This window comes from Mycobacterium sp. UM_CSW, from assembly GCF_000455205.1.
Classification (GTDB): domain Bacteria; phylum Actinomycetota; class Actinomycetes; order Mycobacteriales; family Mycobacteriaceae; genus Mycobacterium.
Genome location: NZ_AUWQ01000040.1, coordinates 24,411 through 39,705, shown reverse-complemented (window position 1 = coordinate 39,705; position 15,295 = coordinate 24,411). Strand labels below are relative to the sequence as shown.

Below are 15,295 nucleotides of genomic sequence, written 5' to 3'. Positions count from 1 at the left end.
CACAGGCGGCACCGGCGGCTCGGGCGGCACCGGGTTCAATGGCGGGGCCGGCGGAGGAGGCGGGCATGGCGGGGTGTTGTCCGGCTCCGGTGGCGCCGGTGGCGCCGGCGGCACGGTCGGCGGCAGCGGAACCGGGGGCGCCGGCGGGGTCGGCGGCGATACCGGCATCCTGTTCGGCCAGGGAGGCGCCGGCGGCGACGGCGGCAACAGCACCGCCCTCGCGGGTAAGGGCGGCACCGGCGGCGCTGGCGGCAACGCCGTGGTGGTCGGCAACGGAGGTAACGGCGGCAACGGCGGCACGGCGCCCGTGTTCCGGGGCGCCGGCGGTCAGGGTGGGTCCGGCGGGCTGCTTGGCCTCGACGGTCAACCTGGTCTGTGATTGCCGCTCTCGTCTAGCGCGAGCAGACGCAGAATCGCACAAATCCGCGCAGCGGCGCGCGATTCTGCGTCTGCTCGCCGAAGACCTCTACAGGCTCTTGAGGATCTCCCGGGCCAGCGCCGCGGTCTCTGACGGGGTCTTGCCGACCTTGACGCCCGCGGCCTCCAGGGCCTCCTTCTTGGCGGCCGCGGTGCCCGACGAGCCGGACACGATGGCGCCGGCGTGGCCCATCGTCTTGCCCTCCGGCGCGGTGAATCCCGCGACGTAGCCGACGACCGGCTTGGAGACGTGGGCCTTGATGTAGTCGGCCGCGCGCTCCTCGGCGTCGCCGCCGATCTCACCGATCATCACGATGACCTTGGTGTCGGGGTCCTTTTCGAACGCCTCGATGGCATCGATGTGGGTAGTGCCGATCACCGGGTCGCCGCCGATGCCGATCGACGTCGAGAACCCGAAATCGCGCAGCTCGTACATCATTTGGTAGGTCAGCGTGCCGGACTTGGACACCAGCCCGACGGGACCCGAACCGGTGATGTTGGCCGGGGTGATGCCCACCAGCGCCTGGCCCGGAGTGATGATGCCGGGGCAGTTCGGGCCGATGATGCGCGTCTTGCCACCCTTTTCCACGTTGTAGGCCCACGCAAAAGCGGTGTCCTGCACGGGAATTCCCTCGGTGATGACGACCAGCAGCGGGATCTCGGCGTCGATGGCCTCGATGATGGCGTCCTTGGCGAATTTCGGCGGTACGAAGATGATCGACACGTCGGCGCCGGTTTCTTTCATCGCCTCGGCGACGCCGCCGAACACCGGCAGCTTGACGATCCGGCCGCCCTTGTCCTCGTGCGTGACGGTGGTGCCCGCCTTGCGCGCGTTGACGCCGCCCACGATCTGGGTGCCCGCCTTGAGCATTCGGGCGGTGTGCACGGTGGCCTCGCTGCCGGTGATGCCCTGGACGATGACCTTGTTGTTCTTGTTCAGGAAGATCGACATGGTTCCAAGTCCTCTCAGGCGCTCGCCAGCTCGGCGGCCTTGTCGGCGGCCTCGTCCATCGTGGCCACCAGCGTCACCAGCGGGTGGTTGGCCTCGGTCAGGATGCGACGGCCCTCGTCGACGTTGTTGCCGTCGAGCCGCACCACCAGCGGCTTGTTGGCCTCACCGCCGAGAATTTCCAGGGCCTTGACGATGCCGGTGGCCACCGCGTCGCACGACGTGATGCCGCCGAAGACGTTGACGAACACGCTCTTGACCTGCTGGTCACCCAGGACCACGTCCAACCCGGCGGCCATCACCTCCGCCGAGGCGCCGCCGCCGATGTCGAGGAAATTCGCCGGCTTGACGCCCCCGTGCTTCTCCCCGGCGTACGCGACGACGTCGAGGGTCGACATCACCAGCCCCGCGCCGTTGCCGATGATGCCGACCTGGCCGTCGAGCTTGACGTAGTTGAGGTGGTGTTCCTTGGCCTTGAGCTCCAGCGGGTCGGTGGCCTCGCGGTCCTCGAACTCGGTGTGGTCGGGGTGGCGGAAGTCGGCGTTGGCGTCCAGGGTGACCTTGCCGTCCAGCGCCAGGATCCGGTCGTCCGGCGTGCGCACCAGCGGGTTGACCTCCACCAGGGTCGCGTCCTCGGCGACGAAAAGCTCCCACAGCTTGGAGATGGTGATGGCGGCGGCGTCGAGCACCTCGGCCGGCAGGTGGCCCTGCTCGGCGATGGACCGCGCGGTCGCCACGTCGACACCCTTGACGGCGCTCACCGGCACCTTGGCCAGGCGGTCGGGCTTGGTGGCGGCCACCTCCTCGATCTCCATGCCGCCCTCGACCGAGCACATCGCCAGGTAGGTGCGGTTAGCGCGGTCGAGCAGGAAGGAGATGTAGTACTCCTCGGCGATGTCGCTGGCCTCGGCGACCAGCAGCTTCTTCACGACGTGGCCCTTGATGTCCAGGCCGAGGATGTTCTTGGCGTGTTCGTATGCGTCTTCCGGGGTGGCGGCGTACTTGACGCCGCCCGCCTTGCCGCGACCGCCGATCTTGACCTGCGCCTTGACCATCACCGGGCGACCGATCTCCTCGGCGATGGCCCGGGCGCCGTCGGCGGTGTCGGTCACTCGCCCGGGCGTGCTCGGTACGTTGTGCTTGGCGAACAATTCTTTGGCTTGATACTCGAAAAGGTCCATGGCCTCACTGTCTTCGGTCGGCTTGCTGCTAGGCCTATACGTTGGCGGCGGCGCCGGAATCGGCAACTCGCACGCTGGCACTGTATCCACCCGCCGAATTCCTGCTACCGTCGCGTCCACCGATGTGGCACAGCTCACGGCATACCGGCACGCCTCCAAAGTGATGCGAATCACAATATCGGTTGGCTTCTTCGCCCGAGGTTGCAAGGCCCGTCGGTTAGCGGATACCTTCCTAGGGTCCAGATAACGTTATGGTCACGATACGAGGACAATTCAGCTTGTCGCAGCACCGTTTAGCCCGTCATTCAGCCGTGTCAACCGGCGTCGTGAGGGTCGGTCGCGCAGCCGGCGGCCGGTGGACGGAGACCCACCGAAACGAAGTCACCGAGATCCTTCCGCTCGACGGATTCGACTTCGACGACCTGGAATTCGCCGACGAGTCCGGCGATCTCAAAGACCTGGACTTCAGCAACGACTCGACCTTCGACAACGAGGCTCAAGTGCTGCTGGCGCCGGAGCTCGATGACCTGCACGACGTCGACGACCTGGCCCCGCTGTTGCTGGCCGCGCCCGCCGCCGTGCCGGTCCCGGCGCGATTTCAGCCGGACGCTCCCGGCATCGAAGAGCATCGCCACAACCACTCGGACATCACGGACGTCATTCCGGTGATCCGGCGCGGCGGGCAGCACCGCAAGCAGCCGACCAGCGCGGCCAGGGGCCGCCTGCTGATCTCCGCGATGGCGGCCGGCGCCGCCGCCGCGGCGGCCCACACGGCGACCAGCCACGCCGACACCCCCAAGACGGAGGCCGTGCTGACGGCCAACGCCTCGGCGCTCGACGGCGGGACGGGCCCGAACACCATCCGCGGCGCCCAGGTGATCGCGGTCGCGCCGGCGGCGAATGCCGCGGTGCACAACGAGGAATTCGCTCGAGGCGTGGCCTTCGCCAACGATCGCGCGCAGCGCGAGGCGCGATTGCAGCAACCGCTCTATGTGATGCCGACGAAGGGGATCTTCACCTCGAACTTCGGCTACCGCTGGGGTGTGCTGCACGCCGGCATCGACCTGGCCAACTCGATCGGCACACCGATCTATGCGGTGTCCGACGGCGTCGTCATCGACTCCGGGCCGGCCGCCGGTTACGGGGCGTTGGTCAAGCTCCGCCACGCCGACGGCACGGTCACGCTCTACGGCCACGTCAACACGACGCTGGTCAGCGTCGGCCAGCGCGTGATGGCCGGCGACCAGATCGCGACCATGGGCAACCGCGGCAATTCCACCGGACCGCACCTGCACTTCGAGGTGCTGCAGGGCGGCACGGAGCGGATCGACCCGGTGCCGTGGCTCGCAAAGCGGGGACTTAACGTCGGCAATTACGCTGGCTGAGGTGACTTCGCCGAACGACCCGCCTGCCCCGCCACCCGAGACGGCAACACCCCCCTCGGAATCGCAGACTCGGATCATTCGCCGGGCACCGACCGGGCCAATGCCCGTTGTGCCGGAGTCACCGACCACGCAGATCCCCCCGTACCAGGCGACTCCCGCCCGGCCCCGGGTTCTGCCGGGCCCCGAACCGAGCGGCCGGACGGCCGTCGCCGCCGCCGCTGTCAGCATCGTCAGCGGCTGGGCCACGTCCGTGGTGGCCACCGACCTGATCGCCGGCTGGTGGCGAACCGACCGCCTGTTCTGCATCGCGGTCGCGTTTCTGGCGCTGGTGTTCGCGATCACCACGGTGTCGGGCGTGATCTTGTTGCTGCAGCATCGGCCGGTGGGGCGCTACCTCATCGCGGCCGGGGCGGTGGTCGCGGTGCTGACCTACGGGGGCGTGTTCATCGCGGGCGCGCGGGTGGCGTGGATCGTGTACACCCTGTGGCTGCTGCCGGTCGCCAGCGTGGTGCTGGCGTTTCACCCGCAGACCAAACGCTGGCTGCAGGCCTAAAGCTTGCTGACCGGGGCGTGGTTGTGCATCAGCTTCACCCTCCCCGCGCTGCCGAAATCGATCAGTGACATGGCCGATTCGCCGACGCCAGAGACCTCCTCGACCCGGCCGAGCCCGTACTTGTCGTGGGTCACCCGATCGCCGGGTTGCAGCACCAGCGGCGGGCGTTTGCTTGCGCCCGAGCGGGTCGGCGACGGCCGCGGCGCGCCGAACCGTCCGGCGCCGCTCACCGGGGCACTGAACGACGGCGCGGGTGCGCTGCGCCGCCAGTCGATCAGCTCCTGCGGAATCTCGCGCAGGAAGCGCGATTCCGGGTTGAGCATCGGCTGGCCCCACGAGGACCGGACGATGGCCCTGCTCACATAGAGCCGCTGACGCGCCCGGGTGATGCCGACGTAGGCCAGCCGCCGCTCCTCGGAAAGCTCGGTCGGATCGTCCAGCGACCGCATGTGGGGGAACATCCCGTCCTCCCAGCCGGTAACGAACACCACCGGGAACTCCAGACCCTTCGCCGTGTGCAGCGTCATGAGCGTGACGACCCCGGCGCCGTGCTCCGGGATGTCGTCGGCGTCGGCGACCAGCGAGACGCGCTCCAGAAACGCCGCCAGCACACCGGTGTCCGGCACGTCTTCGTCCTCGGGCGCCGACTCGTCCAGCGCGGCCGCGTTTGCCAGATCGGCGCTGAATTCGTGTGCGACGCTGACCAATTCGTTGAGGTTGTCCAGCCGGGCCAGCTCCTGCGGGTCGGTGGAGGACTCCAGCTCGTTGCGATACCCGGAGCGTTCGAGCACCAACTCGACCAGGTCGCCGAGGTCATCGTCGAGGTGCCCCCTCAGGTCGTCCAGCAGCTCGACGAAACCCGCGATCGCCTTCTCCGCGCGCGTGTTCAGCATCGGCACTTTGCCCTCGGCCGCCGCCACCAGCGCGTCGGCGAAGCTGGCACCGGTGTTCTCGGCGTACACCGTCACGCACGCCTCGGCGCGATCCCCGATCCCCCGGCGCGGCGTGTTGAGGATGCGCCGCATGCTGACCGCATCACCGGGGTTGTCCAGCACACGCAGGTAGGCGACGATGTCGCGGATCTCCTTGCGTTCGTAAAACCGCACTCCCCCAACGACTTTGTACGGGATCCCGGCGCGGATGAAGACCTCCTCCAACGACCGCGACGAGTTGTTGGTGCGATAGAACACCGCCACGTCGTTGTAGGTGATCTCGCCGCGCTCGGCGAGCGCGTCGATCTCCTCGGCAACAAACCTGGCCTCGTCGTGCTCGTTGTCGGCGACGTAGCCGACGATCAGCTCGCCGGCGCCGGCGTCGGTCCACAGCCGCTTCTCGCGGCGCCCGGAGTTGCGGGCGATCACCGAGTTGGCGGCCGACAGAATGTTCTGCGTGGAGCGGTAATTCTGTTCCAGCAGAATGGTTCTCGCGTCCGGGTAGTCACGCTCGAAGTCCTCGATGTTGCGGATGGTGGCGCCGCGGAACGCATAGATCGACTGGTCGGCATCGCCGACCACGCACAGCTCGCCGGGCGGCACGTCGTCGACGGTCTCGGTGCCGACCAATTCCCGGACCAACACGTACTGCGCGTGGTTGGTGTCCTGGTATTCGTCGATCAGCACGTGGCGGAACCGCCGCCGGTAGTACTGCGCGATTTCGGGGAACGTCTGCAGCACCGCGACGGTCTCCCCGATCAGGTCGTCGAAGTCCAACGCGTTGGCCGCCCGCAGCCGCCGCTGGTATTCGCCGTACACGGAGGCCACCGTGCGGCTCAACTCGTCGGAATCGTCGGTCAGGTTGGCGACGGCCTCGTCCGGATAGATCAGCTCGTTCTTCAGGTTGGAGATGGCGTTGGCCAGCAGCCGGGGCGAGTAGCGCTTGATGTCGAGCCCCATGTCGCGGCCGATCATCTGCAGCAGCCGCCGCGAGTCGTCGGCGTCGTAGATCGAGAAGTTGGAGTTGAGGCCCTTGATCAGCGACGCCTGATTGCGCAGGATGCGCACGCAGGTCGAGTGGAACGTCGACACCCACATCGCGCGGGCCCGGGGGCCCACCAGCCGCACCACCCGATCGCGCATCTCCGCGGCGGCCTTGTTGGTGAAGGTGATCGCCAGGATCTGGCCGACGCCGACGCCCCGCGCCGCGATCAGGTAGGCGATGCGCCGCGTCAGGACGGCCGTCTTGCCCGAGCCCGCGCCCGCCACGATCAACAGGGGCGAACCCTCGTGCACCACCGCCTGACGTTGTTGCGGGTTGAGCCCGTCGAGCAGCTGCTCTGCTTCGGGGGCGGACTTGGCATCAGTACTACTGGTCGCGTGCACACTCATGTCGCTCCAAATTTACCGCCGCCCACCGACTACTTCGCTGGCCAGGGGCTCCGGCGCGGCGCGACCAGCGGTGCCGGACTCCCCGACGACACCTATGAGCACACGCAACTCTGCGATAGCGGCGATGAACCCTGAATCCAGCCGAGCCGCAGCACAGGGCGCCGCGGTCGGCGCCAGGGCCACGGGCGTCGGACGTCATCCGCGATGGCGCCCGGCTGCCTCGAGGCGCCCGTTAGCTGATAACCACCAACAGGTCGCCACCCTCGACTTGTGCGGTGTGAGACACCGCTACCCGTGCGACCTTGCCCGCCTTCGGAGCAGTAACGGCAGCCTCCATCTTCATCGCTTCGATCGTCGCAATCGTCTGTCCCGTAGCGACTTCCTCATCGATGGCCACAGTCACGGTGACGACCCCGGCAAATGGGGCCGCGACGTGATCCGGATTGTTACGGTCAGCCTTCTCAGCATTCGGCACATCGGCGGCGATGCTGCGGTCACGCACCACGACCGGACGCAACTGCCCGTTGAGGATGCACATCACTGTCCGCATGCCGCGTTCGTCGGCATCGGAAATCGCCTCTAGACCGATGAGCAACTCCACACCGCGCTCCAGCTCGACACGGTGTTCGTCCCCCTGCCGAAGTCCATAAAAGAACTGATTGGCGCTCAGCCGGGAGGTGTCGCCGTATTGCTCACGATGGTCCTCGAATTCTTTGGTCGGTCCGGGGAACAGCAGCCGATTCAGCGTTGCCTGGCGGTCGATACCCCTTGCGGCCAACGCCTTTTCATCCTCGGCTGACAGCTGTTGCTCCGCCTTCGCCGGACCGCGCCCCTGTAATGCCTTGGTGCGTAAAGGCTCGGGCCAACCGCCGGGCGGGTCACCAAGTTCCCCACGCAGGAAACCGATGACCGAGTCCGGAATGTCGTAACGCGCCGGGTCATCGGCGAAATCCTGCGCGCTGACGCCTGCGCCGACGAGGGCCAGCGCCAAGTCCCCGACCACCTTGCTCGACGGGGTCACCTTGACCAGATGCCCGAGGATGGCATCGGCCCCGGCGTAGGCATCTTCGATCTCTTCGAACCGGTCACCGAAACCCAGCGCGATCGCCTGCTGACGCAGGTTAGACAATTGCCCACCCGGGATTTCATGGCGGTACACCCGCCCTGTCGGGGCGGGCAGCCCGGATTCGAACGGCGCGTACACCTTGCGCAACGCCTCCCAGTACGGCTCCAGATCGCACACGGAGGCCAGGGACAGGCCGGTGTCGTATTCGGTATGCGCTGCGGCGGCCACGATGGAGGACAGCGCTGGCTGGCTGGTAGTCCCGGCCAGCGGCGCCGCTGCGCCATCGACGGCATCGGCTCCGGCGTGCCAGGCCGCCGCGTAGGTCGCCAATTGCCCACCGGGAGTGTCGTGCGTATGTACGTGCACCGGCAGGTCGAACCGAGCCTTGAGCGCGGAAACCAGTGTGGTCGCGGCGGGGGCGCGTAACAGCCCGGCCATGTCCTTGATCGCCAGCACGTGTGCGCCCGCCGTCACAATCTGTTCGGCCAGCTTCAGGTAGTAGTCCAGGGTGTAGAGCTTTTCGGCCGGATCGCTGAGATCGCCCGTGTAGGACATCGCCACCTCGGCTACGGCGGTACCGGTTTGGCGAACCGCGTCGATCGCGGGGCGCATCGAGTCGACGTTGTTCAGCGCGTCGAAGATCCGAAAGATGTCGATGCCGGTCGCAGTCGCCTCCTCGACGAATGCCGTCGTGACGGTCTCGGGATAGGGCGTGTAGCCAACGGTGTTGCGCCCGCGCAGCAGCATTTGTAGGCAGATGTTGGGCATCGCTTCACGCAAGGCCGCGAGCCGCTCCCATGGGTCCTCCTTCAAAAAGCGCAGCGCGACGTCGTAAGTCGCCCCGCCCCAGCATTCGACCGACAGCAGCTGGGGCATCATCCGGGCGATGTATGGCGCCACCATGACCAGTCCGCTGGTGCGCACCCTCGTAGCCAGCAGGGACTGGTGCGCGTCGCGGAACGTGGTATCCGTGACACGGACGCCCGGCGACTGGCGTAGCCACCCCGCGAACCGCTCCGGCCCGAGTTCGATCAGGCGCTGCTTGGATCCTGCTGGCGGATCCGTCGACAGGTCTATGTCAGGAAGCTTGTCGTTCGGGTACACAGCCGAGGGGCGTTCACCGTGCGGCTTGTTGACCGTTACGTCGGCCAGGTACGTGAGGATCTTGGTGCCGCGGTCCGCCGAACTGCGCGCCGTGAGCAGCTGTGGATGCTGCTCGATGAACGACGTCGTGATACGGCCGGCCTGGAAATCCGCGTCGTCCAGAACCGATTGCAAGAAGGGAATGTTCGTCGACACGCCGCGGATGCGGAACTCCGCAACCGCGCGCCGCGCACGCCGCACGGCCGTGGAAAAATCCCGGCCCCGACAGGTCAGTTTGATCAGCATCGAATCGAAATGCGCACTGATCTCGGCCCCCAGCGTCGTTCCGCCATCCAACCGAATTCCCGCCCCACCCGGGGTGCGATAGGCGGTGATTCGACCCGTGTCCGGACGGAATCCGTTGGCCGGATCCTCGGTGGTGATGCGGCACTGCAGCGCCGCGCCGTGCGGGACGAGCGAATCCTGGCTCAAGCCAATCTGTTCCAGGGTCTGCCCCCCGGCAACCTGCAGCTGGGCGGACACCAGGTCGACGTCGGTGATCTCCTCGGTGACGGTGTGCTCGACCTGGATGCGCGGGTTCATCTCGATGAACACGTGGTTGCCGCGCTCGTCTAGCAAAAACTCGACCGTGCCTGCGCATGTATAGCCGATACTTTGTGCGAACTTCACCGCGTCCGCGCAGATGCGCTCCCGCAATTCGGGATCCAGGTTCGGCGCCGGTGCGATTTCGATGACCTTCTGATGCCGGCGTTGGACGCTGCAATCCCGCTCGTAGAGGTGCATCACGTTGCCCCGGGTGTCGGCCAGAATCTGCACCTCGATGTGCCGCGGGTTGAGCACGGCCTGCTCGAGGAACACCGAGGCATCGCCGAAGGCGGACTCGGCCTCGCGGCTTGCCGCCTCGATTGCCTCGGGCAGCGCCGCCGCGTCGGTAACTCGGCGCATCCCGCGGCCGCCTCCGCCGGCCACCGCCTTGACGAACAGAGGGAAGGCCATGGACTCGGCGGCCGACACCAGCTCGTCCACTGATGTCGAGGGTGCAGAGGAGGCCAGCACCGGAAGACCCGCCGCCCTCGCCGCCGCAATAGCCCGCGACTTGTTGCCCGTCAGCTCGAGCACCTCAGCGCTCGGGCCGACGAACGTAATGCCCGCGGCCGCGCACGCCGTCGCCAAGTCTGGATTCTCCGAAAGGAATCCATACCCGGGGTAGATCGCGTCCGCTCCGCACGCCAGGGCGGTGGCGACGATCTCGTCAACCGACAAATAGGCCCGCACCGGGTGCCCCTCCTCGCCGATCTGATACGACTCGTCGGCTTTCAGCCGGTGCACAGAATTGCGGTCTTCGTACGGGTAGATCGCCACGGTGGCCATTTGCAGTTCGTAGGCCGCCCGAAAGGCGCGGATGGCGATCTCGCCCCTGTTAGCGACCAGTACTTTTGTGAGCACGGTTTTCACCATAGAGCGAACGCCGTGAGCATCGAACCATGCCGGGCTGATCGGATGTCTGGGCTTCGCGGCCGGAGCCGGAACGCAACTCAGGGCCGCCTTCGATGACCCTGGACTCCGGTCGCGAAGGATCGTGGGCGGGCGGCCACCGAACCTATTTGATTGCTGACGTCGATGATCACTAAGACCCTTTTGCGTGGTTACGGCCCTTAGTGGCACACTCGGTGAGTGCTCAACATGCAGCGCCGATTTTTTTATGGGTACCGGCCAGCGGTGCCCGTGGTGTAGCTGCTTTCGCAGAGCCCCGTGGTCCGCTTCCGGATTCGGGGCTCGTCTCTTTTGTGAGGCCCGATAACGGATGAGACCAGAACCCCCACATCAAGAGAATGCGGAGTTAGAGATGAACATCGAGATGGTCGAGTCCCAAGAGGCTACCGACATTGACGCGTTGCGCCAGGAGATCGACCGACTGGACGCCGAGATCCTCGCCGCGGTGAAGCGGCGAGCCGAAGTATCGCAGGCGATCGGCAAGGTACGGATGGCGTCCGGCGGCACCCGGCTGGTCCACAGCCGCGAGATGAAGGTCATCGAGCGCTACAGCGAGCTCGGTCCCGACGGTAAAGACCTGGCGATGCTGTTGCTGCGGCTGGGCCGGGGCCGGCTCGGCCACTGAGGCCATCCGTCACACCTGGCTCCGCCCCGTCGGACCGCACTAGGGTCAAATCATGACCTCCCTGCAAACCATCCCCGACATCACCGCCACCCCGGCGTGGGACGCCCTGCGCAGGCATCACGAACAAATCGGCCAGACCCATCTGCGGCAGTTCTTCGACGAGGACCCCGATCGCGGCCGCGAGCTCACCGTGACCGCCGGCGACCTCTACATCGACTACAGCAAACACCGGGTGACCCGAGAGACGCTGGGGCTGCTGGTCGACCTGGCGCGCACGGCTAACCTCGAGGAGCGCCGCGACCAGATGTTCTCCGGCGCACACATCAACACCTCCGAGGACCGGGCCGTGCTGCACATCGCGCTGCGGCTGCCGCGGGACGCCGAGCTGATCGTCGACGGCCAGAACGTCGTCGAGGACGTGCACGCCGTGCTGGACAAGATGGGCGACTTCACCGACCGGTTACGCAGCGGTGAATGGACCGGGGCCACCGGGAAAAAGATCAGCACCGTGGTCAACATCGGGATCGGCGGGTCGGACCTGGGGCCGGCCATGGCTTACCAGGCGCTGCGCCACTACGCGGACGCCGGAATCTCGGCGCGCTTCGTCTCCAACATCGACCCCGCCGACCTGGTCGCCAAGCTGGCCGACTTGGACCCGGCTACAACGCTTTTCATCGTCGCGTCGAAGACCTTCTCCACCCTGGAGACGCTGACCAACGCGACCGCCGCGCGCCGTTGGCTGACCGACGCGCTCGGCGACGCCGCGGTGTCCAAGCATTTCGTGGCGGTCTCCACCAACAAGCGCCTGGTCGACGACTTCGGCATCAACACCGACAACATGTTCGGGTTCTGGGACTGGGTCGGCGGGCGCTATTCGGTCGACTCGGCGATCGGGCTGTCGGTGATGGCCGTCATCGGCAAGGAGGCGTTCGCTGATTTCCTGTCCGGATTCCACATCGTCGACCGGCATTTCCAGACCGCCCCGCTGGAGTCGAACGCGCCGGTGCTGCTCGGCCTGATCGGGCTGTGGTACTCCAACTTCATGGGCGCGCAATCGCGCGCGGTGCTGCCGTATTCGAACGACCTGGCCCGCTTCGCGGCCTACCTGCAACAGCTGACCATGGAATCCAACGGCAAGTCGACCCGCGCCGACGGCACGCCGGTCACCACCGACACCGGTGAAATCTTCTGGGGCGAACCGGGAACCAATGGCCAGCACGCGTTCTACCAGTTGCTGCACCAGGGCACCCGGCTGGTGCCGGCCGATTTCATCGGCTTCAGCCAACCCACCGACGACCTGGCCACCGCCGACGGCACGGGCAGCATGCACGACCTGTTGATGAGCAACTTCTTCGCCCAGACTCAGGTGCTGGCGTTCGGCAAGACCGCCGAGGAGATCGCCGCCGAGGGCACACCCCCCGACGTTGTGCCGCACAAGGTGATGCCCGGAAACCGGCCGTCCACTTCGATTTTGGCCGACCGGCTCACCCCGTCGGTGCTGGGTCAGCTGATTGCGCTCTACGAACACCAGGTCTTCACCGAGGGGGTGATCTGGGGCATCGACTCATTCGACCAGTGGGGTGTCGAGCTAGGCAAAACGCAGGCCAAGGCGCTGCTTCCGGTGATCACCGGCGACGCCTCACCCGCGCCGCAGACCGACAGCTCGACCGACGCGCTGGTCCGCCGCTACCGCACCGAGCGCGGACGCACGAGCTGACGGCTAGGCGAACACCCTCGTCAGCGGGGGCGGCAGCACCCGCATCAACTGGACCAGCGGGGCCCACGGCCACCACGGCACGACGGCGCGGCCGGGTTCGCGCTCGATCGCGTCGACCAACGCCTTGACGCCAGTTTCGTTGTCCACCATGAACATTGTGCTCGCGGACTTGGCGGTCATCTCCGACTCGATGTAGCCCGGCTCGATCAGCGAAACCTTGATGGGGCCGCGTCGGTATTCGGCGCGCAGCGATTCACCCAGCGAGCGCATCCCGGCTTTGCTTGCGGCGTAAGCGGCTTTGACGCCCGGCACCCCCTTGTTGCCGAGCACCGACGAGATGAGCACCAGATGGCCCTGTCCGCTTTTGGCGAACAATTCCAGCGCGGCCTCGATCTGCACCAGGGCGGCGACCAGGTTGGTCTCCAGGGTCGCTTTGTTCGCCCACGGCTTGCCCGAGCCCAGCTTCGCACCCTTGCCGATACCGGCGTTGACGACGATGCGGTCGACCCCGCCGAGCTCGTCGCTGATTTCGGCGAACACCTTCGGCACCTGCTCGTGGTCGTTGACGTCCAGCGCGGCAACGGCGATCTTGATTCCCGGATACTGTTGCGTCAGTTCGGCTTTCAACTCGTCGAGCCGGTCGGTGCGACGGGCGCACAGCCCGAGGTCGCGGCCCTTGGCGGCGAAGGAGCGCGCCATCCCGGCGCCCAGGCCGGAACTGGCGCCGGTGATGAGGATCTTCTGACGAGTCACCCGGGCAGCATATCGACCGTTGCCGGCGGCTACTTGAGCAGCCGCGACAAGCGGCGGTCGGCGAGCACCTTGCCGCCGGTCTGGCACGTCGGGCAGTACTGAAAAGCCTTGTCCGCGAACGACACTTCGCGCACGGTGTCCCCGCAGACCGGGCACGGCAGGCCGGTGCGGGCGTGCACGCGAAGGCCGGAGCGCTTCTCCCCCTTGAGCATGGCGGCGCCCTGGCCGACGGAGCGGCTCACCGCGTCAGTCAGCACCGAGATCATCGCGTCGTGCAGGGCGGTGAGCTGTTCGTCGGACAGCTTGCCCGCGGTGGCGAACGGCGAGATCTTCGCGACGTGCAGGATCTCGTCGCTGTAAGCGTTGCCGATGCCCGCGATCACCTTCTGATCGGTGATGACCGTCTTGATCCGGCCGGTGTTGCCGGCCAGCACCCCGGCCAGGTCCTCGGGGCTGAGCTCCAGCGCATCGGGGCCGAGGGCGGCGATGCCGGGCACCAGCTGCGGGTCGTCGACGAGCCACACCGCCAGCCGCTTCTGCGTGCCGGCCTCGGTGAGGTCGAAGCCGGGTGCCTCACCGCGCGTGCCCAGGTGCACCCGCATGGCGATCGGGCCCTTGCCGGGACGCAGCGGGGCCGCGGCCAGCTTGTCCGACCACCGCAGCCACCCCGCGCGCGACAGGTGGGCGATCAGGAACAACGGCCCGGCCTGCAAGCCTAGGTATTTGCCCCAGCGCTGGGCCCCGGTCACCGATTGACCGTGCAGAACGCTGATCGGCGGGTCGAAGGTCTTCAGCACCGAAAACGCAACGACGTCGACGCGACCGATGGTCGATCCGACGGCGTGGCGGCGCAAATGGTCGACGAGCGCTTCGATTTCGGGTAGTTCGGGCACGCCCTTCAGTCTGCCGGTCTGAGCAAATAGGTGTCCATGATCCAGCCGTGCCGCGCGCGGGCGTCGGCGCGCAGCGCCACGATGCGCGCCGCGACCTCGCCGACGGTGCCGGCCACCAGCAGCTCGTCACCGGTGCCGAGGTAGGCGCCCCACCAGATCTTCGTGTCGGGCGGGCACGTCTGAAACGAGCAGTCGGCGTCGAGCATCACCACCGCCGAGCCGGCCAAGCCGTTCCTCCGCAGCTGCCTGCCGGTGGTGATGAGGACCGGCTCGCCGACCTCGTTGAGCGGGATGCGATGCCGAGCCGTGAGCGCCTGGACCGCGGTGATGCCCGGGATGACGTCGTAACTGAACTCGAGCTCGGCGGCTTCGGCCTTGATGGCGTCGAGGATGCGCAGCGTGCTGTCGTACAGCGACGGGTCGCCCCAGGCCAGGAAGGCGCCGACGCCGTCGGGGCCCAGCTCGGCGGAGATGGCGTCCGCCCACACCCGCGCCCGCGCGGCGTGCCAGTCCGCGACCGCGTCCCGATAGTCGGCCTCGGTCGAGCGCTTGGGATCGGGCAACTCCACGAAGCGATACCCGGGCTGCCGGATGAACCGGGCACAGATCTCGCGTCGCAGGGCGACCAGCTCGCTTTTCGTCTCCCCCTTGTCCATCGCGAAGAAAACCTGGGTGTCGTTGAGCGCCTCGATGGCCTGAACGGTCACATAGCCCGGGTCGCCGGCGCCGATGCCGATGACGTGAATGTGCCGACCCACCACGCCAGTCAACCGAATCGAAACCTGGAAGGCCTAGTCGGCCCCTCAAGTACCCAGTACCATGGGTACCGCCTGC

11 protein-coding genes and 2 pseudogenes are annotated in these 15,295 nt (G+C 67.1%); 5 read left to right on the top strand and 8 right to left on the bottom strand.

Going from position 1 to position 15,295, the window contains the following annotated elements:
• Positions 1-379, top strand: a pseudogene (locus N415_RS31940) (PE family protein); the annotation flags it as partial.
• Between the two features lie 87 nt (positions 380-466).
• Here N415_RS31940 and sucD read toward each other — a convergent pair.
• On the bottom strand, positions 467-1,369 hold the full coding sequence (gene sucD / locus N415_RS15965; protein ID WP_068183653.1) for a succinate--CoA ligase subunit alpha: 903 nt from the start codon (positions 1,367-1,369) through the stop codon (positions 467-469).
• 14 nt (positions 1,370-1,383) lie between these two features.
• The gene (gene sucC, locus N415_RS15960; protein ID WP_068183649.1) at positions 1,384-2,547 is read right to left on the bottom strand and encodes an ADP-forming succinate--CoA ligase subunit beta; all 1,164 of its coding nucleotides are present in this window, start codon (positions 2,545-2,547) and stop codon (positions 1,384-1,386) included.
• Positions 2,548-2,873: 326 nt separating this feature from the next.
• On the opposite strand from sucC, the gene N415_RS15955 reads away from it, so the two are divergent.
• Both N415_RS15955 and N415_RS15950 read left to right on the top strand, forming a co-directional pair.
• On the top strand, positions 2,874-3,932 hold the full coding sequence (locus N415_RS15955) for a M23 family metallopeptidase (RefSeq protein WP_239645591.1): 1,059 nt from the start codon (positions 2,874-2,876) through the stop codon (positions 3,930-3,932).
• 1 nt (position 3,933) lies between these two features.
• On the top strand, positions 3,934-4,485 hold the full coding sequence (locus N415_RS15950) for a hypothetical protein (RefSeq protein WP_193376459.1): 552 nt from the start codon (positions 3,934-3,936) through the stop codon (positions 4,483-4,485).
• Here N415_RS15950 and pcrA read toward each other — a convergent pair.
• A complete protein-coding gene (pcrA, locus tag N415_RS15945) occupies positions 4,482-6,809 on the bottom strand; it encodes a DNA helicase PcrA (RefSeq protein WP_068183646.1) in 2,328 nt (775 codons plus the stop codon). The genes N415_RS15950 and pcrA overlap by 4 nt on opposite strands.
• A 232-nt stretch (positions 6,810-7,041) precedes the next feature.
• Entirely contained in the window at positions 7,042-10,425 is a 3,384-nt protein-coding gene (locus N415_RS15940) for a pyruvate carboxylase (protein ID WP_068183669.1), read from the bottom strand.
• 358 nt (positions 10,426-10,783) lie between these two features.
• Between N415_RS15940 and N415_RS15935 the strand changes: the two genes are divergently transcribed.
• Together N415_RS15935 and pgi are read left to right on the top strand one after the other, a co-directional pair.
• Positions 10,784-11,098 carry a chorismate mutase gene (locus N415_RS15935; protein ID WP_081665298.1) on the top strand — a complete coding sequence of 105 codons (315 nt, stop codon included), beginning with the start codon at positions 10,784-10,786 and terminating at the stop codon, positions 11,096-11,098.
• Between the two features lie 52 nt (positions 11,099-11,150).
• Positions 11,151-12,815, top strand: coding sequence for a glucose-6-phosphate isomerase (gene pgi / locus N415_RS15930; RefSeq protein WP_068183639.1), 1,665 nt, complete (start codon positions 11,151-11,153; stop codon positions 12,813-12,815).
• Between the two features lie 3 nt (positions 12,816-12,818).
• On the opposite strand, the gene N415_RS15925 is transcribed toward pgi, so the two are convergent.
• From N415_RS15925 to cobF, 4 genes and pseudogenes are all read right to left on the bottom strand, one after another.
• Complete coding sequence (locus N415_RS15925; protein ID WP_068183637.1) at positions 12,819-13,568, bottom strand: SDR family oxidoreductase; 750 nt, start codon at positions 13,566-13,568, stop codon at positions 12,819-12,821.
• Positions 13,569-13,597: 29 nt separating this feature from the next.
• Positions 13,598-14,068 carry a zinc finger domain-containing protein gene (locus N415_RS32750; RefSeq protein ID WP_239645589.1) on the bottom strand — a complete coding sequence of 157 codons (471 nt, stop codon included), beginning with the start codon at positions 14,066-14,068 and terminating at the stop codon, positions 13,598-13,600.
• 150 nt (positions 14,069-14,218) lie between these two features.
• Positions 14,219-14,461, bottom strand: a pseudogene (locus tag N415_RS32745) (DNA-formamidopyrimidine glycosylase family protein); the annotation flags it as partial.
• Positions 14,462-14,466: 5 nt separating this feature from the next.
• On the bottom strand, positions 14,467-15,219 hold the full coding sequence (gene cobF, locus N415_RS15915; protein ID WP_068183665.1) for a precorrin-6A synthase (deacetylating): 753 nt from the start codon (positions 15,217-15,219) through the stop codon (positions 14,467-14,469).
• Between the last annotated feature and the right edge of the window lie 76 nt (positions 15,220-15,295).